Here is a 22,336-nt window from a genome sequence, read left to right on the forward strand (position 1 = left end):
GGCTTGCCCCGCGATGCGATGTTGGCAGTGCTATTGCTATCGCGGGGCAAGCCCGCTCCCACGTTATCCATGTAAATCAGATAGTTAGCGTTTGTTCCATGAGAGCTGGCGACAGCCTGCGATGAGGCCAGTACAGGGTTGTACAAAACCCACAAACACCGCGCCAGCCCGTGATAGCGATGTTTGACGGGTGCTCTACCAACCACTCACAAACTCACGTTCAACGCCTGGCGCAGCGGCTCCCCGCGCGCATCATCCGCCCCACTGACCAGGGCAAAATTGTAGTCCCCATGGGACCAATACCGCGCCTCCAACTGCCCATCGGTGCGCTGCCCAGTGGGCATGCGCTCAAAGTGCTGCCCCGGCGAGCGCAGGAACACACTGATGCGCACCCCCTCGCGGTCCTCGAACACCAACAAGGCAGCAGGCCCCGCTTCATTGCTCAGCAACCGCGCCCCCACCGGCTGCAGGCCATAGCTGCTCAAATCAGGCAACCGCCCCACACGATTGAAATGCTGACCCAACCACGCCTGCAACCGCGCTGGGTCGTTGGCCTGGATGTCCAGCGCGCGGGTGTCGGCAAACAACCGGTGGGCCTGTACCGCATCGGCCATCGGCAACTCGCGTGCGGCCAAGGTAACCTCCCGCGCCTGCCAGCCCCCCAGCCCGCCCAGCCCGACCGCCAATAGCAGCAGCGCCGCACTGGCCAGCCGGCGCTGGCGACGCTGACGCAAACGCCTGCGCAACGGCGCAAGTTCAAGCCCGGGGTCCACGGGTTGCTCGGCCAACCCCGCCAATGCTGCGCGCAGGCGCCGGGCATCGGCGCTCCAGGCATCCAGGCGCGCCGCTTCCTGCGGGTTGGCCGCAAGCCAGGCCTGGACCTGGGCCCGGCGCGCAGCCGGCAAACGGTCGTCGACGAAGGCGTGAAGTTCGTCTTCAGTGGGGATCAGCTGGGTCATTTGAGTCTCCGCAAGGCCGGTGGCGCGGGGTTGCCTTCTGTCAGGTCACGCAGGGCGGCGCGCGCGCGCGACAGGCGTGACATCACTGTGCCGATGGGGATGCCGAGGGTCTCGGCGGCTTCCTTGTAGCTCAGGCCTTCGACGCTGACCAGCAACAGCAACGCACGCTGTTCGGTGGACAGCCGCGCAAACGCCTGCAAGTCAACCTGGGCCAGCACGATGCTCTCGACGTTATCGCCGATCGGCTCCTCGGCCTGGCTACGGCCAAACAGGCTGAGCCAGCGTGCGTGCAGGCGCTCGCGGCGTTTGCCGTCCAGGTAGAGCCGATACAGGATGGTGAACAGCCACGGGCGCAGGCCGTCTTCGCTGTGCTGCTGGCGCCAGCGGCTCAACGCTCGCTCGACCGTGGCCTGCACCAGGTCGTCGGCGCTGCCGGGGTCGCGGCACAGCCACAAGGCGAAGCGGCGCAGCCGCTGCAGCAGCTCGCGCCAATGGTGGTCGTCCAGATCATGCATGTTCAGGCCCCGGTGGGCAGTCAGTGTAAAGGCACAGACGCACCGGCAGGCAATCTATTCCATGGCGGTGGAATAAACCCATTGCCCGCCCGTCGTACTGGCTCACAACCCGCATGATGGATGACCTGATGAACGCTCCCCTGAACGGCTCCGCCAAGGCCCTGCGCCTGGCCGCCATCGCTGCCGCCGTTGCGGCGCTGGGCGCAGGCTTTGCCTATGCCGCTGGCTGGGTCGGCGCCAGCAAGCTTACCCCGCAGCGCATCATCGACACCTTCGAGGCCCAGGCCGGGCACCACCCCGGCTATCGCAAGAACCACGCCAAAGGCCTGTGTGTGAGCGGCTACTTTGAAAGCAATGGCCAGGCTGCCGCGCTTTCCAGCGCGCGGGTGTTCAGCCAGAAGAAGGTGCCCGTGATTGGCCGTTTCGCCATCGGCGGCGCCAACCCCTTCGCCCCCGATACCGCCGTGCCGGTACGCAGCCTGGCGCTGCAACTGAGCAGCGACGATGGCCAAGTGTGGCGCACCGGCATGAACAACCCTCCGGTACTGGCCGTCAGCACCCCCGAGGCGTTCTACGCGCAAGTGCTGGCCGCCACGCCAGACCCGGCCACCGGCAAACCCGACCCAGCCAGGCTGCAAGCGTTTTTTGCAGCCCACCCTGAAAGTGCGGCGTTTCGCCAATGGGCCGCGGCTTACAAACCCAGCGACAGCTTTGCCAGCACCGCCTACAACAGCATCAACGCCTTCCGCCTGATCGACGCCAACGGCCAGGCCCAGCCAGTGCGCTGGACGCTGGAGCCGCAAACCCCCTTCACTGCCCTGCCCGCCCAGGTGGACGACAAGCTGCTGCTTCAGCACGACCTCAAGCAGCGCCTGGCACAAGGCCCGCTGCGCTGGACTTTGCGCCTGACCCTGGCCGAGCCCGGCGATGCCGTGGACGACCCCGCCAACCCATGGCCGGCCGAACGGCGCAGCGTCAACGCCGGCACCCTGGTGCTCGAGCAGGTCGACGGGCCCGAACAAGGCGCCTGCCGCGACCTGAATTTCGACCCACTGATTCTGCCCCACGGCATCGAACCCTCCGCCGACCCCATCCTTGCGGCGCGTTCGGCGGCCTATTCGGTGTCGTTCAACCGGCGCAGTGCCGAAACCCTGCAACAAGGAGCCAAGCCATGAGTGTTACCGCCTTCCACCCCCTGGCCCGGCTGCTGCACTGGCTAATGGCGCTGCTGATCCTGGCGATGCTGTTCATCGGTGTGAGCATGGTCGGCGACCTGTCCACCCGCCACCCGCTGCTGGTGGAACTGCACAAGGCCACAGGGCTAGCCCTGCTGGTACTGGTGGTGCTGCGCATTGCGCTGCGCCTGAGCCTTGCCCACCCGCCACTGCCGCGCACCCTGCCGCCCTTGCAGCGCCTGGCCGCAGGCGCCTCGCACGTGCTTTTGTATCTGCTGATGCTGGCCATGCCGCTGCTCGGTTGGGCGATGCTGTCGGCAGGTGGCTACCCGCGCCCGTTGCAGCTACCGGCCATTGCGCCGCACGACCTGCAGCTGTACGCGATCTTGCGCCAGGCCCATGGCTGGGCCGGCTACGTGCTGTTCGCCACGGTCCTGCTGCACCTGGCCGCCGCGCTGATGCATGCGCTGGTGCACCGCGACGGGGTGTTACGCAGCATGTGGCCCGGCCCGCTGGGCCGCCGCAGCTGACCACTGCGCGCCCTGACGTACAGCGCGCGATAAGGGAGGCAGAGTGTGTTTTAATGCGTCGCCCATTATTTTTGACACCTCTGCAAACAAGGCGGCTATGGACACGGGGACACGACTCAAACTGGTGCGTGAACGCAACAACCTCTCGCAACGTGAACTGGCCCGCCGCAGCGGCCTGACCAACTCGACGATCTCGCAGATCGAACAGAACCGTGTCAGCCCGTCGGTCAGCTCGCTGAAAAAACTGCTCGAAGGCATCCCCATGTCGCTGGCAGAGTTTTTCAGTTTCGACGAGCCCGTGCGCGAAGAACGTTTTGTATTCCGTGGCCCCGAGCAGCCCGACCTTGGCCGTAACGGCCTGCGTATGTTGCTGGTCGGCGCCAGCGTCGAAGGCCGGCAAATGCGCATGCTGCGCGAGCTGTATGCGCCGGGCGCGGACTCCGGCGAACCTATCGTGCATGCCGTGGGCGAAGAATGTGGCCTGGTCACCCGTGGCACCATGGAGCTGTGGGTCGACGGCCAGGTGAGCATCCTCAACGCAGGTGACGGTTATTACATCCCCACCACCCTGCCGCACACCTTCAAGAACATCGGCCCCGACGAGGCCGAGATCATCAGCGCCAACACTCCGGCGAACTTCTGATCGCGCCGTGATCGGTTGGCGCGAGGCTGGCAGCGCTGGAAATTCCATGGTTTTGTGCAAGCTTGTGGTGGCCCCATCGCAGGCTGCCGCCAGCTCCCACAGGGATTGAGCCAGGCATTTATGTCGCAGCGCTGCACGGTCCCCGTGGGAGGTTCTATGGTTTTGTACAACTCTGTTTTCGCCAGGCATATCTCCTTGTGGCGAGCGGGCTTGCCACAGCTCTCTATCGTTTCTCACAGGATTGGTTCCCACCAGCAATATTGCGGTTAAGCACCGCCTCTGTGGGAGCTGGCGCTAGCCTGCGATGAGGCCGGTAGCGGGTTGCACATAATCGGCGTGGGCTTACTTGGAATGCCAAACCACCCAGACTGATGGCACCGCCTACGCCGGTATCGTGGGCCTCAGCCCAAGGCCTGCTCGACGAAGTCCAGCCGGTCCTGGCCGAAGAACATCTGCTCGCCGACAAAACACGTCGGCGCACCGAATACCCCTTTGCCAACAGCCTCCTGGGTTGCCAGCTTCAATGCTTCCTTGACCTGCGGCTCAGCCGCCAGTGCCTGGAATTCAACCGCATCAAACCCGCCTTCGCCAAGGGTCTGCGCCAGCACTGCTGGCTCAGAGAGGTTGCGCTGGCGCACCCAAAGGCCCTCGAACAGCACCGTTAGCAACGCCTCGAACCGCTCGGTTGCATACAGTTGCGTGCCTATCAACCCGCGCATCAGGTTCAGCGTATTGATCGGAAAACCCGCCGGCATGCCGAAGCCGACGCCGTAGCGGTCGGCGAAGCGCTTGAGGTCGGTGAACATATAGCGCCCCTTGGCCGGCACCATCGCTGGCGAAGCATTGCCGGTGGCCTGGAACACACCGCCAAGCAATATCGGCCGATAGCTCAAATGCGCGCCGTTACGGGCACACAGCGCAGGCAATTGGGTCCAGGCCAGGTAACTGGCGGGGCTGCCCAGGTCGAAGTAGAACGCTACGGTCTTGTTCATGGTGGTGGTCCTTGCACAGGTAAGGTTGCCGGTAACAGGTAACAAGCGCGGCTCACCACTGCTCCATCCACGGCCGCAGGTCCAGCTCGAATGTCCACGCATCGCGCGGCTGGCTGTGCAGGTACCAATAGCTGTCAGCGATGTGCACAGGGTCAAGGATGCCGTCCTGGCCCTTGAGCGCGTAGCGTTCGGGGAAGCTATCACGAATGAATGCCGTATCGATGGCGCCATCCACCACCACATGGGCCACATGAATGTTCCGCGGGCCGAGTTCACGGGCCATGCTCTGGGCCAATGCGCGCAACGCGTGCTTGGCCCCGGCAAAGGCGGCGAAGCCTGACGCACCCCGGGTAGCGGCGGTGGCACCGGTGAACAGTAGCGTGCCGCGCTCGCGCGGGACCATGCGCCGGGCCACGGCCTGCGCCGTCAGAAAACCGGCAAAGCAGGCCATTTCCCAGATTTTGAAATACTTGCGTGGGGTCTCATCAAGAATGCTGCAGGGCACATTGGCGCCGATATTGAACACGTACGCCTCGATCGGGCCGATATCGCGCTCGATGGTCTCGACCAACTCAGCCACCTCATGCTCGTTGCGTGCATCCGAGCCAAAGCCGTGTGCCTGGCCACCGGCGGCGCGAATCTGGTCCAGCAAAGGCTGTAGTTTGTCGGCCTGGCGGCGTGTCACACAAGCGATGTAACCCTCGCGGGCAAAGCGCTTGGCAATTTCACCGCCGGTAGCATCGCCCGCCCCCACCACCAGCACCACTTTCGCTTGGTCTGCCATGCAACGCTCCATTGGTGAATGATCGTTTAGTAAACGAACGCTATGCTACGATCACGCCTTGGTCAAGCCAGGTGCTGTCATGCGCTACTCCACCGAACACAAACAACAAACCCGCGACAAGCTGCTGGCCAGCAGTGGCGCGCTGGCCAAGCGCGGCGGCTTTGCCAGTACCGGGGTGGCCGGCCTGATGAAGGCTATCGGCCTTACCGGCGGCGCGTTCTACAATCACTTCCCGTCCAAGGACGACCTGTTTACCGAAGTGGTGCGCCGCGAACTGTGCAACAGCCCTCTGGCGCAGGGCACGGTTGACCGCAAGCGGCTCAAACGGCTGCTCGATCAGTACCTTTCGATGGCCCACCTGCACAACCCCGAAGGCGGATGCCCGCTGCCTCCGTTGGGTGTCGAAATTGCCCGTGCCGAACGCCCGGTGCGCGAAGAAGCCGAGCACTGGCTGGTGCACTTGCACGACGCCTGGAGCCTGACCTTGGGCGATACGCAACAGGCCTGGGCGCTGATCAGCCAATGTGTCGGGGCGCTGGTGGTCGGCCGCATGCTGGCCAGCGAGCCGCTACAGGCACAGGTGCTGCAAGCCAGCCGCAACCAGGTGCACAAGGCCTTCGATGAAACGGAGTAACCAAGCTTGACGCATACGTCAAGCTGGCCTTAGGTTAGCCCCATCAGCCCTTCGAGCCACACCATGAGCAGCCAGACCTACAGCATCTCCGACCTGTCCCGTGAACTGGACATCACCACCCGGGCCATCCGTTTTTACGAAGAGCAAGGGCTGCTCAGCCCCGAGCGTCGTGGCATGGAGCGCATCTATTCGGCGCGGGACAAGGTCACCTTGAAGCTGATTCTGCGCGGCAAGCGCATCGGTTTCTCGCTGGCCGAGTGCCGCGAACTGATCGAGCTGTACGACCCCAGCGGCGGCAATCAGAAGCAGCTCAACAGCATGCTCGGCAAGATTGCCGAACGCCGTGCCCAGCTTGAGCAGCAGATGCTCGATATCCAGCAGATGCACCTTGAGCTCGATACCGCCCAGGAGCGCTGCGAACAGGCACTGGCTGCCACCCTCGATACCCGCCCTGATCACCGTTGATCCGCTACAGGAACCCCGCCATGTCATTGCCCCGCAAAGTGCGCCTGGTCGAAGTTGGCCCGCGCGACGGCCTGCAGAACGAAGCCCAGCCCATCAGTGTTACCGACAAGGTACAACTGGTGAACGACCTCACCGACGCCGGGCTCGGCTACATCGAGGTGGGCAGTTTCGTTTCGCCCAAGTGGGTGCCACAAATGGCGGGTTCTGCCGAAGTATTCGCCGGCATCGAGCAGCGCGCAGGTGTTACCTATGCGGCGCTCGCCCCCAACCTGCGCGGCTTCGAGGACGCCCTGGCGGCCGGGGTCAAGGAAGTGGCGGTGTTCGCAGCCGCCACTGAGGCGTTCTCGCAGCGCAACATCAACTGCTCGGTCAGCGAAAGCCTCACGCGTTTCGAGCCCATCATGCAGGCCGCGCAACAGCATGGGGTGCGGGTGCGCGGCTACGTATCGTGCGTGTTGGGCTGCCCGTACGAGGGGCGCGTCAGCGCTGAGCAAGTGGCCCCGGTAGCCCGCGCGCTGCACGACATGGGCTGCTATGAGGTGTCGCTGGGCGACACCCTCGGCACCGGCACCGCCGGTGACACCCGACGGCTATTCGAGGTGGTGGCCCAGCAGGTGCCACGCGAGCAGTTGGCCGGGCACTTCCACGACACCTACGGCCAGGCGCTGGCCAATGTCTACGCGAGCCTGCTCGAAGGCATCGCCGTGTTCGACAGCTCCGTGGCGGGCCTGGGCGGCTGCCCGTACGCCAAGGGCGCTACCGGCAACATTGCCACTGAAGATGTGCTGTACATGCTGCAAGGGCTGGGGATTGAAACCGGCATAGACCTGGACAAGCTGATCGCCGCCGGCCTGCGCATCAGTGCAGTACTGGGCCGCGCCACTGGCTCGCGGGTCGCACGGGCGCGCAGCGCGGGTTGAGTCACACGAATGTCACACAGGTGTGGGTGAAGTGTTACCTCGCCCACACCTGGCGAGAGAAAATCGGGTAACAGGGAAACAAATCGACAAAAATTTCGGGTGGTCAACTTTCGATCAAAATAGATAAGCCATTGAATTTAAAGGGCTTTAAAAAGTTGGCACGGCACCTGCTATATCTCTTGCACAACAAAAACAAAAAAACAGCGACACCCAATAAAAACAAGACGAAACGGTTCTGACATAACAAGAACAACACGGCAGAAGCGTAGCTAGCAGATTTTTTTGAAGTAGACGTGCTTTTCAGGGTGAGCTGCCTGGCAGTCAAACCCGCGACCGGACACAGAACAATAAAACTACCGGCAAGGTAGCGGCAGTCAAGGTCGGATCCACTGGATAAATGCAGGTCAGCGCTCAAAAAAATATGTTTGCTCTTGGCCCCGGTTGGGGGCCCTGCGGTACCGAGGCGATGGCTGACAAAAACAACAAAAGGCCGGTCTCAATAATAAAAAAAGAGCAGGCAACAACTTTGAGGGGAGCTTAGGCTCCCCTCAGTGCTTCCTGGCCTTCGTAAAACGCCACCTCCCGCCGAATCAGCGCTCACCGCCCTCTTCTTCGCGGCGTTTTTCCTCGTTGTCCGCTTCAACCTTCTCCACAAGCTTTGGCATGGTGCCCAGCACCAGTAGCGCCAACACGGTACTGATCAGCGCTGTAGCCTCACGCCCCATGCCCGCAGCCGTGCCGATGGCCGCGGTCATCCATAGCCCGGCAGCAGTGGTCAGGCCTTTGACATGGCTGGTGTCGCGGCCATTGCCCTTGAGAATGGTGCCAGCGCCCAAAAAGCCGATGCCAGCGACGATGCCCTGAATCACCCGGCTAAGCGCCTGTTCATCGGCCCCGGCCATGCTCGGCGCCAGCACGAACAGGGCCGCCCCCAGCGATACCAGCATGTGGGTGCGTACCCCGGCAGACTTGCCTTTGCTCTCGCGTTCAAAGCCCAGTACCGCGCCCAGCACCGCTGCCATCAGCAGGCGCACCAGCACGCGGGTCACTTCGCGTTCATCGGTGATATCGGCAAACTCGGCCTGGATCGCCGAAACCACAGTTGCCCATAGTGTTTCCAATTGACTGTTCTCCTTTAACCGCTGAAGCCTCTTACAACACCGACCACAGCCTGCGGCGCGGGTGCCATCGGCACCACCGAGCGGCTCGATGCAACAACCCTCTCCACGCTGCGGTCGCAATCTGTAACTGTCACCGCTGGAGGATTGCGCCATGCCTGTTGAAGTTGATGCCCAAACCCGCCACTGCACCCTGATCGGCGACCACATTCGCCTGGAAGGCACCGGCCCTGAGGTCGAGATCGTGACCGATGAGCAACTGCGCATGTCGGTGGCGATTCTGGCTGGGGAACGCATTCCGATTACCGAAGCCGAGGCCGATGCGCTGACTGTTGCAGGTGCGGTAGATAGCCGCAGGCATCTGAAGACCACCTCGCCAGGCTCGATAATCTAAGGGCTGCGTCTATACAGGGGTTAATCTGATCCGGTTTTTATCGCCTTAGCTGAGTCTGTGCTGCAAACAGTTCGGCGGCCATAGTGCCCAAGCCTGATCCAGGCCTGATGAGCGATGAACCATGAGCGACCGTATCCCTTTCCGTGTGATCGAGATTGCCCCCGCCGCCGCCGACAAGAGCAAAAGCCAGCCAGGCGGCGGCATTCATACCCGAAGCTTCACCGGCTTCTACCGCAACCTGCGCATAAGCTTCGCAGGTGCCCTGTTTGCGCTGTTCTTCGGCACTGCCTGGCTGCAGTGGAATGGCCGCCAGGCCGTGCTATGGGACTTGGCCGAGAGCAAATTCCATATTTTCGGCGCGACGTTCTGGCCACAGGATTTCATCCTGCTGTCGGCGCTGCTGATCATCGCAGCGTTCGGCCTGTTCGCCATTACCGTCTTCGCCGGGAGGGTGTGGTGCGGCTACAGCTGCCCGCAAAGCACCTGGACCTGGCTGTACATGTGGTGCGAAAAGGTCTGCGAAGGCGACCGCAACCAGCGCATCAAGCTGGCTGCCGCACCCTGGAGCCTGTCCAAGCTGGCCCGGCGCAGCCTCAAGCACACGCTGTGGCTGGCCATCGGGCTACTGACCGGGCTGACCTTTGTCGGCTACTTCACCCCCATCCGCCCACTGGCGCTGGAGCTGCTCACCTTCGAGCTGGGCGGCGTGGCGTTGTTCTGGGTGCTGTTTTTCACCGCCGCTACCTACATCAACGCAGGCTGGTTGCGTGAAGCGGTGTGCATGCACATGTGCCCGTACGCACGTTTTCAGGCGGTGATGTTCGACAAGGACACCCTGGCGGTGGCCTATGACCCAAGCCGTGGCGAGGCCCGCGGGCCGCGCAAGAAAGGCAGCGACCCGCGCCAGCAAGGCTTGGGCGACTGTATCGACTGCACCCTGTGCGTGCAGGTTTGCCCTACTGGCATCGACATTCGCGAAGGCCTGCAAATGGCCTGCATCGGCTGCGCGGCCTGCATTGATGCCTGCGACGAAGTCATGGACAAGATGGGCTACGCCCGCGGCCTGGTCGGCTACAAGTCCGAGCACAACCTGCAAGGCGGTACCACCCAGTGGCTGCGCCCGCGCCTGTTGGGCTACGCCACCGCGCTGGTGGTGATGATCGGCGCGCTCATTCTGGCCCTGCAATGGCGCCCAATGGTGTCGATGGACGTGATCAAGGACCGCGGCCTGTTCCGCGAAAACGCCCAGGGGCAGATCGAGAACATCTACCTGCTCAAGATCATCAACAAGACCAACGAACCTCAGCAGTACAACCTGCGCCTGACGGATGCCGAGGGCTTCGAGCTGCACGGTCGCACCACCTTCACCCTGGCCGCAGGCGAAATGAGCGAGCAGGCCGTGTCGGTAGCACTGCTTGCCGACCGCCCCACCAGCAGCTCGCAACCACTGACGTTCGAACTTCAGGACAGCGACCAACCCGGCATCCGCACCACAGCGCAAAGCCGCTTCGTTGCGCCGATGAATCGCTGAGCCGGTACACTGGGATGACCTTGCCTGTGCAGAACAACATGAAACGCTACGAACGCTTTGCCGACGACATCGCCGAACTGATCCGCACCGGGGTGCTCGGCCCCGGGGAGCGGGTGCCGTCGGTGCGCTACGCCAGCCAGACCCACGGGGTCAGCCCGTCCACGGTGTTCCAGGCTTATTACCTGCTGGAGCGGCGCGGGCTGATCCGAGCCCGGCCGCGTTCGGGCTACTTCGTCAACGCCCACACCCCGCGCCCGTTCAGCGAGCCTGAAGTGCAGGTGCCGGCGGGCGAGTCCACCGATGTCGATGTCAGCGGGCTGGTGTTTTCGATCCTCGACTCGATCAAGGACCCGCACACCGTGCCCTTCGGCTCGGCCTTCCCCAGCCCCATGCTGTTCCCGCTGCAGCGCCTGGCCCGTTCGCTGGCCAGCGCCAGCCGGGCCATGGACCCTCGGGTAGTGGTGACCGACCTGTCGCCTGGCAACCCGCAACTGCGCCGGCAAATTGCCCTGCGCTACATGGTTGGCGGCCTGATGCTGCCCATGGAAGAGCTGTTGATCACCAACGGCGCCCTGGAAGCCTTGAACTTGTGCTTGCAGGCAGTGACCCAACCGGGCGATCTGGTGGCCATTGAGGCGCCGGCCTTCTACGCCTGTTTGCAGATACTGGAGCGGCTCAAGCTCAAGGCGGTGGAAATTCCGGTGCACCCGCGCGAAGGCATGGACCTGGCAGTGCTTGCACAAACCCTCGACAAACACCCGGTCAAGGCCGTGTGGTGCATGACCAACTTCCAGAACCCGGTTGGCGCGAGCATGCCGGAGGCGAAGAAACAACAACTGGTGGAATTGCTCAAGCGCCACCAAGTGCCGCTGATCGAAGACGACGTGTACGCCGAGCTGTATTACTCGCAGCAGGCGCCGAAACCGGCCAAAGCCTTCGACACCGAAGGGCTGGTGATGCACTGCGGCTCGTTCGCCAAGAGCCTGGCACCCGGCTATCGCATCGGCTGGGTGGCGGCTGGGCGCTTTGCGCAGAAAATCGAACGGCTCAAGCTGATGACCTCGCTGTGTGCATCGATGCCAGCACAAGCGGCGATTGCCGACTACCTGCAGCATGGTGGCTACGACCGCCACCTGCGCCGCTTGCGCTATGCGCTGGAGGGCCAGCAGGCCAACATGCTTGCCGCCATTACCCGGCACTTCCCGGCGCAAACCCGTGTCAGCCAACCTTCGGGCGGCTACTTCCTGTGGCTGGAACTGCCCGAACAGATGGACGCGCTGAAGCTGTTCCATATGGCTTCGGCACAAGGCATCAGCATTGCACCGGGGCCCATCTTCTCGCCGACCCGGCGTTTCGGTAACTGTATTCGCCTCAATTACGGCAGCCCGTGGGGCGATGCGGCGGAACAGGCCATGGCGACCCTGGGCACTATTATCAGATCTTTCTGATCGAAGGCCGTGCGCGCGGCCTGGCAAATGGCTATAGTTGGCCTTGTCAATTTTGGATCCAACTTATGTCAGACAACGACGCGCCCCTCTGGGCCATGCCCGACGCGCAGCCTGGGGACGATGCGCAGCGCTTCAAATGGCTCTGCGCGCACATGCGTGAAGGGTTTTGTATTGTCGGCTGATCGACGGGCCTCACGGCCCCATCAGCGATTACCGCTATGTGTATGCCAATGACGCCTGCACCCGCCACGCAGGCTTGCGCAAGATTATCGGCCGCACGCTGCGTGAAAGCCTGCCCGCAGAGGCCGACGCGTGGATCCGGCATTACGCTTCGGTACTGCACACCGGCGAACCCAAGCACATCGAGCAACGCCTGGAGGCCACCGGGCGTGACCTGCGGGTCTCCATCTACCGCCTGGAGCCTGCTAGCGCCCGCCGCATGGGCGTGCTGTTTCACGAATGCCGCGACGACTGGCAGCCCCCTTCAGGCCTGCGGCCCCGCGACGGACAATTGGACCAGGCCGTAGCGGAGCGCAGTTGGTACGCGCAACTGGTCGACAGCAGCCTGGCCAACGTGGTGGTGGTCGATTCGAACATGCGCCTGCAGGCGATAAACCGCACTGCACGCCACACTTTGCACATGCTGAACCTGCCAGTGCCGGCGCTGGGCAAATCATTACGCGACCACCCGGTAACCTACCCCGAAGCCCACGCACAGTTGCTGGCACTGTGGGAGCGAGCACTGGCTGGCGAAGTGTTCATCGAGAACGTCCTGGTGAGAATACCGCCCGCCGAGCGGCATTTCGAGATGCGTTTCAACCTGCTGCGCGACACTCAGGGCCATATACTCGGCGCCTATCTGTTCGCCTACGACATCACGCAGCGCATGATCGAGCAACAGCGGCTGCGTGATACAGAAGACGCGTTGCGGCATGCGCAAAAGATGGAAGCCGTGGGTCAGTTGACCGGCGGCATAGCCCACGACTTCAACAACCTGCTTGGCGGCATCAGCGCTGCGCTGGAGCTTGCCGACACACGCCTTGGCCAGGCGCGTACTGCCGACGTCAAGCAACTGATCGAGACCGCCCAGGACAACGCTGCACGCGCCGCTCATCTGGTGCAACGGCTGCTCGCCTTCGCCCGGCACCAGACCCTGGCCCCGCGCCCTGTCGACATCCATGCCTTGGTTCAAGACATGAAGCCGCTGATAAGCACATCGCTTGGCAAGCACATTCACCTGCTGGACCTGACCCGGCCAGGGTACTGGCGAGCATGCGTCGACCCTTCGCAACTTGAGAACGCCCTGCTCAACCTGTGCATCAACGCCCGCGACGCCATGCCTGGCGGCGGCAGCCTGACCCTGGCCTGCGCGAATCTCATCCTCACTAGCGCCCAGGCCCAGGCGCTGGATCTGCCAGCCGGCGACTACCTGCAGTTGCAGGTTGAGGACAATGGTGCCGGCATGAGCCCGCAGACCTCGGCGCGGGCCCTGGACCCATTTTTCACCACCAAACCGCTGGGCCAAGGCACGGGCCTGGGGTTGTCGATGGCGTATGGTTTCGTGCGCCAGTCCGGTGGCCAGCTCAGCATCCAGTCGAGCCCGGAGCACGGTACCCTGGTCGAGATCTATCTTCCCCGCGATCAGGCGCCTGCCGCACTTGAACCACCTGAGCAGCAGCTGCCAGCGCAGGCCAATAACCCGTTACGCTGGGTAGTGCTGGTAGAAGACCAGCAGGCCATGCGCCAGATCATCAGCGAAGTGTTGCGCGAGCAGGGCTACCAGGTCAGCACCTTCGACACCGGCGCAGCTGCGCTGCATGCCTTGCGTGCAGGCCTGGCACCCGACCTGCTGATCACCGATTTCAGCCCAGCCGGTGGGCTCGACGGGCCCGAGCTGATTGATGAAGCCATGGCGCTGTACCCTGGCCTGCGCGCGCTGTTCATCACCGGCTACGATTCAAGCCGCGCGCTGGGGGACATACCAGTTAGTGCGGCCACGGCACGCTTGGGCAGGCCATTTGCCATCGACGATCTGACCCTGAAAGTACGCGAATTACTCGAAGGCTGAGCGGCAGCGCCTCAGCGCCCACCGCCCAGGTCTATGAAGCTGCCAGTGGAATACGAGGCCTTGTCCGAAAGCAGCCACAGGATCGCCTCTGCAACCTCTTCCGGCCGCCCACCGCGCCCCATCGGCAAGCCAGGCTCAAGCTTGGCAACCCGGTCGGCGTCGCCGCTCAGGGCATGGAAACCGGTGTGGATATACCCTGGGCGCACGCCATTGACCCGCACGCCATCGCCCGCCACTTCCTTGGCAAGGCCAACCGTGAAGGTGTCCAGCGCGCCTTTGGAGGCAGCGTAGTCGACATATTCGTCAGGTGAACCCAGGCGCGCCGCCACCGATGACACGTTGACGATCGCCCCGCCCTGCCCGCCGTGGCGCCGCGCCATGCGCAGCAAGGCGTACTTGGCGCAGAGCATCGGCCCGACCACGTTGGTTTTCATCACTTTGAGCAGGCGAAACTCGGACATTTCATCGACGCGGCTTTGCGTGGCGATGGTGCCGGCGTTGTTGACCAGCGCAGTGATCGGGCCGAGTTCATGGTCGACGCGCTGGAACAACTGCGCCACTTCGTCTTCCACGCTGGCGTCAGCGCGCACCGCAATGGCCTTGGCGCCCAGCTCACGCACCTGCGCCAGCACCGCTTGCGCGGCCTGGTCGTCGGCGTGGTAATTGATACAGATGTGGTAACCCTGCTGCGCTGCCAATCGTGCAGTCGCAGCGCCGATGCCCCGGCTGGCGCCGGTGATGACGATGACCTTGTCCATGTGTCCGCCAAGTCTGCCTGGGAGAACTCCAAGACTAGGGGAAAACCCGGCCCTGCGGCAATCGCCCGATCCCGGGCCGACTGCCGCAGGATGGCGTCAGTGGCCGGCCGAGGCAGGCGCCGCCTTGGCGGTGAACGGCGGCTTGGCAAACCACACCAGCAGGATCAACCCGGCGAATACCCAGGTCAGCAAGGTGAAGTAATCCACCGTCGACATCATGTACGCCTGGCTATTGAGAATCTGCTCCAGCTGCGCATAACTCTGCGGGCTGGCGCCGCCCAGTTGCTCCAAGGTGTGCCGGGTTGCCGGGTCGAAGGTGCTGATGTGCTCACTGAGGTAGGCATGGTGCTGGTCGGCCCGGCGAATCCAGATCCAGGTGGTCAGCGATGCAGCAAAGCTGCCGCCAAGGGTACGCAGGAACGTCGCCAGCCCAGAGCCGTCGGCGATCTGGTGCGGTGGCAGGTCAGACAGCAGAATGCTCAGGGTCGGCATGAAGAACAGCGCAACGCCAATACCCATGAACAACTGCACCAGGGCGATGTGGGTGAAGTCCACCTCGCTGGTGAAACCGGCGCGCATGTAGCAACTGGCGCCGATGGCCAGAAACGCAAGGCCGGCCAGCACCCGCAGGTCAAAGCGGTGCGCGTACTTGCCCACGAACGGCGACATCAGTACCGGCAGCAAACCAATCGGCGCGACGGCAAGGCCGGCCCAGGTGGCGGTGTAGCCCATTTGTGTCTGCAACCATTGCGGCAGGATCAGGTTGATGCCGAAGAACCCCGAATAGCCGCCCACCAACACAATGGTGCCGACCCGGAAGTTGCGGTGCACGAACAGGCGCAGGTTGACCACCGGGTGCCGGTCGGTGAGCTCCCAGATGACGAAGATGGCCAGGAACACCACAGAAATGATCGAGCCGGTAATGATAAACGACGACTCGAACCAGTCCATGTCGTTGCCTTTGTCCAACACCACCTGCAGCGCCCCGACGCCGACGATCAAGGTCAACAAGCCAATGTAGTCCATGGGCTGGCGGCTGGTGACCACCGGGCGGGTGCGCATCTGCTGGCGCACCACGGCGGCGGCGAACAGGCCAATAGGGATGTTGATGAAGAAGATCCACGGCCAGCTGTAACTGTCGGTGATCCAGCCGCCCAATATGGGCCCGGCAATCGGTGCGACCACCGTGACCATGGCCAGCAACGCCAGCGCCATCCCCCTTTTGGCAGGCGGGTACACGGCAATCAGCAAAGTCTGGGTCATAGGATACAGCGGGCCGGCGACAACCCCTTGCAGCACACGAAAGCCCACCAACTCTGGCATCGACTGGGCGATACCGCACAGAAACGAGGCCAGCACGAACAACAGCGTGGCCCAGATGAACAGCTTCACCTCACCGAAGCGCCGGCTCAGCCAGCCAGTCAGCGGCAAGGCGATAGCGTTGCTGACCGCAAACGAGGTGATCACCCAGGTGCCCTGCTCGTAGCTCACCCCAAGGTTGCCGGAAATAGTCGGCAGCGCGACGTTGGCGATGGTGGTGTCGAGCACCTGCATGAAGGTCGCCAGCGACAGCCCGATGGTGGTCAGCAGCAGGCTCGGCGGAGAGAACTGCGCGGGGGCTGCCTGGCTCATCGCTGGGCCGACTTCGCGCTGGCACTGTTGTCGTGGATCAAGCGCGCGATCAGTGCATCGGCCTCGACCAGTTGGCGGTCATAAACCTGCGTGCTGTAGCTGGCCTGCTGGGGTGGCTGCTGGGCCAGCGCCGGGCCGCTCTGGTCGTGCAGGTCGACTTCGGCAACCGTGGACAGGCCGATGCGCAGCGGGTGCTCTTTGAGTTGCTCCGGGTTCAGGTGCACCCGCACCGGTACGCGCTGGACAATCTTGATCCAATTGCCCGTGGCGTTTTGCGCCGGTAACAGGGCAAACGCGCTGCCGGTACCGGCGCCAAGGCTGTCGACGGTGCCGTTGTACTTGACCTCGCTGCCGTACAGGTCGGCAACGATTTCCACTGGTTGGCCGATGCGCATCTGGCGCAGCTGGGTTTCCTTGAAGTTGGCGTCTACCCACACTTCATCCAGCGGGATTACCGCCATGGTCGCAGTGCCAGGTTGCAGGCGCTGACCCAACTGCACGGTGCGTTTGGCCACGTAGCCGGTGACCGGCGCCACCAGCGTAGTGCGAGCGTGGTCCAGGTAGGCCTGGCGCACTTCAGCGGCTGCGGCCATGACTTCGGGGTGCGACGAAACCACGGTGTCGTCAACCAATGCAGTACTGGTGTTGAGCTGCTGGCGGGCGCTGGCAACAGCGGCCTGGGCCACGCTCAGGTCATCGCGCGCGTGGGACACTTCTTCCTTGGCGATGGCGCCGCTGTCGGCCAGCAGCTTGCGACGGCTGTAGTCCTGCTGGGCTTTTTGCAGCTCGGCCTGGCGGGTCTGCAACTGCGCCTTGAGCGAGTCGACATTGCTGTACAAGCCGCGGGTCTGGCGCACGGTGCGCGCAAGCTTGGCTTGGGCGGCCTGCAAGGCCACTTCGCTGTCGGCGGGGTCGAATTGCAGCAGCACCTGGCCGGCGTGCACCAGGTCGCCATCGTCGGCACCAATGCTGGTGACAGTGCCGGTTACCAGCGGGGTGATCTCGACGACGTTGCCATTGACGTAGGCATCGTCGGTGCTCTCGTGCCAGCGCCCGACCAGGCTGTACCAAGCCCAGGCACCCACGCCTGCAAGGATCAGCAGCAACAGCAGGCCGAGCAGCCAGGCCTTGCGTTTGCGCGTGTTGTCGGGCTCGGTGGCCGGGTTGGGGGTGTCTGCAGAAGTGGCCATGACAGTACCTTGGAAATGACGTGAATAGGATCAACGATCGCCGAAACGGCGGGTCGTCAGCGGGTCGCCGGCGCTGAGCAGCACCTTGGCCAGCAGGCTTTCGAGGGTTTTCAGCTCCTCGGGCTGAAGCACGCCGACCAGCTCGTTCATGGCCGCCGCCCCCACTTCGGGCAGGCGGTCGGCCAGGCGCTGGCCGTCGGCACTGAGCGCCAGGCGCACCTGGCGACGGTCCTCGGGGCAACGGGTGCGCTCGAGCAGGCCCTTCTGGGCAAGGCGATCGAGCATGCGGGTCATCGAACCGCTGTCCAGACCCAAGTAGCGGCACAGCTCGGCCGGGGTATCGACCTGGAACTGGGTAATGATGATCAACACCTTGAACTGCGCGGCCGTTACGCCGTCTGCTTCCAGGTGCCAGTCAAGGATGCGGTCCTTCAACAGGGCTGCGCGGCCGAGCAACATGCCGATGGCGCAGGTCTGGAAATTTTCCGGAGTGAAATGAGCCATCAGGGTCCGCTCGAGTAAATGTGTACAAATGTTACTGCTTAGGCAGTGAATGGCCAAGCCTTGATTAGCGTGCTAACTAAAAATTCATCTACAAGGTCAGTTTCTGGACATCGCCACCCTCCCCCTGCCACGCTTGCGGCCGAACTCACCTTGGGGAAGGACTCCGTTGAAACCGCGCCTCACACCTCGTTCTGCACTTTGCGCCTTGGCATTGCTGGGAAGTGCCTGCAGCCATGGCGACCTGCCCGCCCCGGCCGCCCCGGAAATAGCCTCCGGTTACCGCAGCGGCCTGCACGCGGTGCGTGCCGAGCGGCAGATGGCGGCTGCGGCAAACCCGCTGGCCACGGCCGCCGGGCTTGAGATGCTGCGCCTGGGCGGCTCGGCCATCGATGCCGCCATCGCCATGCAGGCGGTGCTCACCTTGGTCGAGCCGCAGTCCAGCGGCATTGGCGGCGGCGCGTTTATCCTTTATTGGGACGGCAAACGTGCGCAGGCCTTCGATGGGCGTGAAACAGCACCCCAAGGGGCAAGCACGCGCCAGTTCCTACAGCCCAACGGGGCACCGATGCGCTTTGCCGACGCGCAAATCGGCGGGCTGTCGGTCGGCGTGCCGGGCGCGCTACGGGCGCTGGAGCTGGCCCATCAACAACATGGCCGGTTGGCCTGGAAAACCCTGTTCGGCCCGGCCATCACCCTTGCGCGGGACGGTTTCCCGGTATCGCCGCGCCTGCATGCACTGATTGCCGCCGACCGGTTCATCACCCAATCGCCGCAATTGGCCCGCTACTTCCTGACCCCTGACGGCCAGCCGTTGCCAGTCGGCACGCAGTTGAGAAACCCGGAGCTGGCAGCCAGCCTTGAGGCTATCGCCACCGAGGGCGCCGATGCCCTGTACCAAGGGGCGCTTGCCCACGCTATCAGCGCCCAGGTGAACGCACATTCCAACCCCGGCAGCCTTAGCCTGGCCGACTTGAGCGGCTACCGCGCCAAGGCGCGGGACCCGGTGTGCGCGCCCTACAAGCGGTGGCAGGTCTGCGGCATGCCGCCGCCTTCTTCGGGCGGCGTAGCGGTGCTGCAAACCCTCGGCATACTTGAAGCCCTAGGCAAGCGTGATGGGCAGTGGGATATCGCCAAGCTGCAGCCGAGCGGGCTTGCGCCGCAGGCCGGCGCTGTGCACCTGATTGCCGAAGCCGAACGCCTGGCCTACGCCGATCGGGCGCAATACCTGGCCGACCCGGCTTTTGTCCAGGTCAACGTCAAGGGGCTACTCAGCCCGGCATACCTTGCCAGCCGCGCAGAGCAGGTCGGCGAGCGCAGCATGGGCCGCGCCCAGGCAGGCGTGCCGCCGGGGCTGAACCTGGCGCTGGCGCCCGACCGCTCACCGCTACGCACCTCGACCTCACAGGTGGTGGCGGTGGACCGTTTCGGCGGCGCGCTGTCGATGACCACCTCGATCGAGGCGGCCTTTGGTGCGCATGTGATGGTCGGCGGTTTCCTGTTGAACAATCAGTTGACTGACTTTTCGTTCGTGCCAGACGAACAGGGCAAGCCTGTGGCCAACCGCCTTGAGCCTGGCAAGCGGCCGCGCTCATCAATGGCGCCGACCTTGGTGTTCGAGCGGGGAAGTGGGCAGTTGGTTGCGGCATTGGGCTCGCCCGGCGGTTCGCAGATCATCCAGTACGTCAACAAGGCGCTGATCGGCTTGCTGGACTGGAAACTCGACCCGCAGGCAGCAATCGATATGCCCAACTTCGGTAGCCGCAACCTGGCCACCGAGTTCGAGGCCGGGCGGGTCAGCCCGGCGTTGCTCCGGCAGTTGCAGGAACGCGGCCACAAGGTGACGGAAATCGACATGACCAGCGGAACGCAGATGATCGTGCGTGACGGTGATGGGTGGCTGGGCAGCGCGGACCCGCGGCGTGAGGGCAGTGCGGCAGGCGACTGATGGCCTGGGGCATGAAACTGCGAACCCAGCCTTCACGCGGTCAATGTAGGAGCGACCTTGTGTCGCGAAGGGGCAGCGTAGCTGCCCCAAAATCTCAGCCATGCAAGATCGCGGGGGCGGCTATGCAGCCTTTCGCGGCACAAGGCCGCTCCTACACAACTAAAAGCGAATGGCCTGAAACCAGAAGGTTTCCCCAGACTCAGCTCGGCGGAATCGTCCCCAGCAGGCCAATGAGAATTGTCAGAGCCAGAAAACCACCCAGAAACAGCACAAGCTTGCCCATCGGAACCTCTACAGTGTGATGGCAGAACGGCGCGGCTGGCCGGTTGCGGCTCAGCTTGCCCAGTACGCCGGTTCACTACGCTGGGCCTGAAGAGATTGTCGGCTTCTGGCTGATACGGTTACAGATGCAGGTTCATAGAAAAAAAGCATATCAGATGACCCTGCGCAGAGCCCAAGCTCTGCAAATAACCGACCGCGTTAACCTGCTGCCGGTGAAATAATTGAACTCATCCCAGCCCTACGGGCGACAAACGCTAACAGTAGCCACCGGGATAAGGAGCCATCACATGCCCGCCTTCGCCAGCAATGCAGCCTTAGTGATAATCGACCTGCAAGTGGGCATCAACCACCCACGCCTGGGCCCGCGCAACAACCCAGAGGCCGAACTGCGGGTGGGCGAGCTGCTGGCGGCATGGCGTATGAATGGGCGACCCGTTGTGCATGTGCGGCACATATCGCGCGAGCCCGACTCGGTGTTCCGGCCGGGCCAGAGCGGTTGCGAATTCCAGCCCGCCTTCACGCCGCTGGCCAGCGAGGCGGTGTTCGAAAAACATGTGCCTGATGCGTTCTGCCACACAGGGCTGGAGCGCTGGCTCCACGTACGCGGCATCAGTGAACTGGTAATCGTCGGAGTGAGCACCAACAATTCGGTGGAATCGACCGCACGTACGGCGGGCAATCTGGGCTTCGATACCGGGGTGGTAGCCGACGCTTGCTACACCTTCGACCTGCAGGACCGCAACGGGCGCGTGTGGCCAGCCGAAGATGTGCACACCCTGGCGCTCACCAACCTGGCTGCCGACTATGCACGCATTCTGGAGAGCGCCGCAGTGCTGGCGGGCAGTTGAATTCAGTCGAGCGGCTGCAGCTTGTCTTCGGGCAGCCAGCCTAGTTCGCCATTGCGCAGCCGCCGGCACCACAGCCAGCCATTGAGTGACCATAGCCCCTCGACCTGATGGCCGGCGTCGACATCCAGTTCATGGGCACAGTACGCCTGCAGCGCCCGGCCCTTGCCGACGCCGATGCGCTCGATCAACTGCCCCGGCACCCAGCCCGGCTGCTGTCCGGGGCAACTACACAGGTACCAGTCCTGCCAGTGCGCTTCGCCCTCATAACGGGGGCCGATATCCAGCACGGTACCTGGCTCGAAGCGAATGGGCGCGGGGTATTCGCTGCGGTGCGGCTCGATGACGACGTACTTCACAAGCCTCTCCCTGGCCGCGAAAAGCGGCGATGCTAACAGCTCGACCGGCGCTGAGACACCTTGGCCTTGCGCGCCCCTTGGCCCTGGCACACGCAAAACGCTGGGGCGTAAGGCTGAAACGCTTCCCCAACACCTTTGCAACAAAAGGTTTCTGGGAAAAATCCCTTGCCCTACAAAAGTGTGGCTGCAGAGAACAACTCGTTTATGGCCGATCACGCTGGCCTGGCTGGCGTTCAGGTCCAGTCACAGCGGGGTTGTTAAATGTCGAGGCTGAAAGCCTTGTAGGGCCAATCTGAATCAGCAGTAGGAAATAGCGAAGCAAGTAACGCGCATGTATGAATGATCAGTGCGGGCCAGCCCATATGAGCTGTTAACTTGCCAGCTTTCCTACAACGGCATGGACGCCACCCTGCACGAGATCTTTATGGAAGACTTTCACACCTCCGCCCTCGCCTTGCAAAAGCGCTTGTTTAACCTGCGCCATGAACTGGCGTCGCTCGATGTGCAGGCCCAGCAAGAAAAGGCTGACCACCTCGCCGTACTGATCGCACAAATAGAGCGGGCGCTGACAGGGCTTGCGGGCCAGGTAAAGCCGCACACGCTGCAATAGAAAGCCCTACGGTTTGGTTGCAGTGGTTGCTCTGC

The 22,336-nt window shown here is 63.3% G+C and carries 23 protein-coding genes; 13 read left to right on the forward strand and 10 right to left on the reverse strand.

Going from position 1 to position 22,336, the window contains the following annotated elements:
* Positions 1-206: 206 nt before the first annotated feature.
* Both HU720_RS00770 and HU720_RS00775 read right to left on the reverse strand, forming a co-directional pair.
* Positions 207-959 carry an anti-sigma factor gene (locus HU720_RS00770; RefSeq protein WP_186516446.1) on the reverse strand — a complete coding sequence of 251 codons (753 nt, stop codon included), beginning with the start codon at positions 957-959 and terminating at the stop codon, positions 207-209.
* Complete coding sequence (locus tag HU720_RS00775) at positions 956-1,474, reverse strand: sigma-70 family RNA polymerase sigma factor (protein ID WP_186516448.1); 519 nt, start codon at positions 1,472-1,474, stop codon at positions 956-958. The genes HU720_RS00770 and HU720_RS00775 overlap by 4 nt, the downstream gene beginning before the upstream one ends.
* Before the next feature lie 128 nt (positions 1,475-1,602).
* Here HU720_RS00775 and HU720_RS00780 point away from each other — a divergent pair, with 128 nt between their 5' ends.
* The 3 genes from HU720_RS00780 to HU720_RS00790 all read left to right on the forward strand — a co-directional run bounded on the left by HU720_RS00780 (position 1,603) and on the right by HU720_RS00790 (position 3,822).
* Positions 1,603-2,649 carry a catalase family peroxidase gene (locus tag HU720_RS00780; protein WP_186516450.1) on the forward strand — a complete coding sequence of 349 codons (1,047 nt, stop codon included), beginning with the start codon at positions 1,603-1,605 and terminating at the stop codon, positions 2,647-2,649.
* Positions 2,646-3,179 carry a cytochrome b/b6 domain-containing protein gene (locus HU720_RS00785; RefSeq protein WP_186516452.1) on the forward strand — a complete coding sequence of 178 codons (534 nt, stop codon included), beginning with the start codon at positions 2,646-2,648 and terminating at the stop codon, positions 3,177-3,179. The genes HU720_RS00780 and HU720_RS00785 overlap by 4 nt, the downstream gene beginning before the upstream one ends.
* 97 nt (positions 3,180-3,276) lie before the next feature.
* Positions 3,277-3,822: a cupin domain-containing protein gene (locus HU720_RS00790; RefSeq protein WP_186516454.1), complete on the forward strand. Its 546-nt coding sequence runs from the start codon at positions 3,277-3,279 to the stop codon at positions 3,820-3,822.
* Positions 3,823-4,223: 401 nt separating this feature from the next.
* Here the strand turns inward: HU720_RS00790 and HU720_RS00795 are convergent, their stop codons facing one another.
* Positions 4,224-4,814 (reverse strand): 2-hydroxychromene-2-carboxylate isomerase, encoded by a 591-nt coding sequence (locus tag HU720_RS00795; RefSeq protein ID WP_186516456.1) that lies wholly within the window; start codon positions 4,812-4,814, stop codon positions 4,224-4,226.
* Between the two features lie 52 nt (positions 4,815-4,866).
* Positions 4,867-5,598 (reverse strand): SDR family oxidoreductase, encoded by a 732-nt coding sequence (locus tag HU720_RS00800; protein ID WP_186516458.1) that lies wholly within the window; start codon positions 5,596-5,598, stop codon positions 4,867-4,869.
* A gap of 79 nt (positions 5,599-5,677) precedes the next feature.
* Between HU720_RS00800 and HU720_RS00805 the strand changes: the two genes are divergently transcribed.
* The 3 genes from HU720_RS00805 (at position 5,678) to HU720_RS00815 (ending at position 7,617) form a co-directional block, all read left to right on the forward strand.
* Positions 5,678-6,232 (forward strand): TetR/AcrR family transcriptional regulator, encoded by a 555-nt coding sequence (locus HU720_RS00805; protein ID WP_186516460.1) that lies wholly within the window; start codon positions 5,678-5,680, stop codon positions 6,230-6,232.
* Positions 6,233-6,295: 63 nt separating this feature from the next.
* Positions 6,296-6,697 (forward strand): MerR family DNA-binding transcriptional regulator, encoded by a 402-nt coding sequence (locus tag HU720_RS00810; protein ID WP_186516463.1) that lies wholly within the window; start codon positions 6,296-6,298, stop codon positions 6,695-6,697.
* A 20-nt stretch (positions 6,698-6,717) separates the two neighbouring features.
* On the forward strand, positions 6,718-7,617 hold the full coding sequence (locus HU720_RS00815) for a hydroxymethylglutaryl-CoA lyase (protein WP_186516465.1): 900 nt from the start codon (positions 6,718-6,720) through the stop codon (positions 7,615-7,617).
* A gap of 590 nt (positions 7,618-8,207) precedes the next feature.
* Here HU720_RS00815 and HU720_RS00820 read toward each other — a convergent pair.
* Positions 8,208-8,738: an MgtC/SapB family protein gene (locus HU720_RS00820; RefSeq protein WP_189659735.1), complete on the reverse strand. Its 531-nt coding sequence runs from the start codon at positions 8,736-8,738 to the stop codon at positions 8,208-8,210.
* A gap of 151 nt (positions 8,739-8,889) precedes the next feature.
* Here HU720_RS00820 and HU720_RS00825 point away from each other — a divergent pair, with 151 nt between their 5' ends.
* The 4 genes from HU720_RS00825 to HU720_RS00840 all read left to right on the forward strand — a co-directional run bounded on the left by HU720_RS00825 (position 8,890) and on the right by HU720_RS00840 (position 14,176).
* Positions 8,890-9,129, forward strand: coding sequence for a DUF3203 family protein (locus HU720_RS00825; protein WP_186516467.1), 240 nt, complete (start codon positions 8,890-8,892; stop codon positions 9,127-9,129).
* 121 nt (positions 9,130-9,250) lie between these two features.
* Complete coding sequence (ccoG, locus tag HU720_RS00830) at positions 9,251-10,660, forward strand: cytochrome c oxidase accessory protein CcoG (protein ID WP_186516472.1); 1,410 nt, start codon at positions 9,251-9,253, stop codon at positions 10,658-10,660.
* A gap of 38 nt (positions 10,661-10,698) precedes the next feature.
* Positions 10,699-12,108, forward strand: a complete 1,410-nt coding sequence (mapR, locus tag HU720_RS00835) for a GntR family transcriptional regulator MpaR (RefSeq protein ID WP_186516474.1) — start codon at positions 10,699-10,701, stop codon at positions 12,106-12,108.
* 166 nt (positions 12,109-12,274) lie between these two features.
* A complete protein-coding gene (locus HU720_RS00840; RefSeq protein ID WP_186516483.1) occupies positions 12,275-14,176 on the forward strand; it encodes a PAS domain-containing protein in 1,902 nt (633 codons plus the stop codon).
* Between the two features lie 11 nt (positions 14,177-14,187).
* Here HU720_RS00840 and HU720_RS00845 read toward each other — a convergent pair whose 3' ends face one another.
* The 4 genes from HU720_RS00845 to HU720_RS00860 all read right to left on the reverse strand — a co-directional run bounded on the left by HU720_RS00845 (position 14,188) and on the right by HU720_RS00860 (position 18,260).
* Complete coding sequence (locus tag HU720_RS00845) at positions 14,188-14,934, reverse strand: SDR family oxidoreductase (protein ID WP_186516485.1); 747 nt, start codon at positions 14,932-14,934, stop codon at positions 14,188-14,190.
* 96 nt (positions 14,935-15,030) lie between these two features.
* Entirely contained in the window at positions 15,031-16,566 is a 1,536-nt protein-coding gene (locus HU720_RS00850) for a DHA2 family efflux MFS transporter permease subunit (RefSeq protein ID WP_186516496.1), read from the reverse strand.
* Entirely contained in the window at positions 16,563-17,756 is a 1,194-nt protein-coding gene (locus HU720_RS00855) for an HlyD family efflux transporter periplasmic adaptor subunit (RefSeq protein ID WP_186516498.1), read from the reverse strand. Before HU720_RS00855 ends, HU720_RS00850 begins: the two co-directional genes overlap by 4 nt.
* Before the next feature lie 30 nt (positions 17,757-17,786).
* On the reverse strand, positions 17,787-18,260 hold the full coding sequence (locus HU720_RS00860) for a MarR family transcriptional regulator (RefSeq protein ID WP_186516500.1): 474 nt from the start codon (positions 18,258-18,260) through the stop codon (positions 17,787-17,789).
* Between the two features lie 205 nt (positions 18,261-18,465).
* Between HU720_RS00860 and ggt the strand changes: the two genes are divergently transcribed.
* Together ggt and HU720_RS00870 are read left to right on the forward strand one after the other, a co-directional pair.
* The gene (gene ggt / locus HU720_RS00865) at positions 18,466-20,205 is read left to right on the forward strand and encodes a gamma-glutamyltransferase (RefSeq protein ID WP_238337589.1); all 1,740 of its coding nucleotides are present in this window, start codon (positions 18,466-18,468) and stop codon (positions 20,203-20,205) included.
* A gap of 569 nt (positions 20,206-20,774) precedes the next feature.
* Positions 20,775-21,335, forward strand: coding sequence for a cysteine hydrolase family protein (locus HU720_RS00870; RefSeq protein WP_186516505.1), 561 nt, complete (start codon positions 20,775-20,777; stop codon positions 21,333-21,335).
* Between the two features lie 2 nt (positions 21,336-21,337).
* On the opposite strand, the gene HU720_RS00875 is transcribed toward HU720_RS00870, so the two are convergent.
* Positions 21,338-21,691, reverse strand: a complete 354-nt coding sequence (locus HU720_RS00875) for an SH3 domain-containing protein (protein WP_186516507.1) — start codon at positions 21,689-21,691, stop codon at positions 21,338-21,340.
* A gap of 397 nt (positions 21,692-22,088) precedes the next feature.
* Between HU720_RS00875 and HU720_RS00880 the strand changes: the two genes are divergently transcribed.
* Positions 22,089-22,301, forward strand: a complete 213-nt coding sequence (locus HU720_RS00880; protein WP_186516509.1) for a hypothetical protein — start codon at positions 22,089-22,091, stop codon at positions 22,299-22,301.
* The last annotated feature ends 35 nt before the right edge of the window (positions 22,302-22,336 follow it).

It is taken from the genome of Pseudomonas sp. SWRI51 (assembly GCF_014268825.1).
GTDB classification, from domain to species: Bacteria; Pseudomonadota; Gammaproteobacteria; order Pseudomonadales; family Pseudomonadaceae; genus Aquipseudomonas; species Aquipseudomonas farsensis.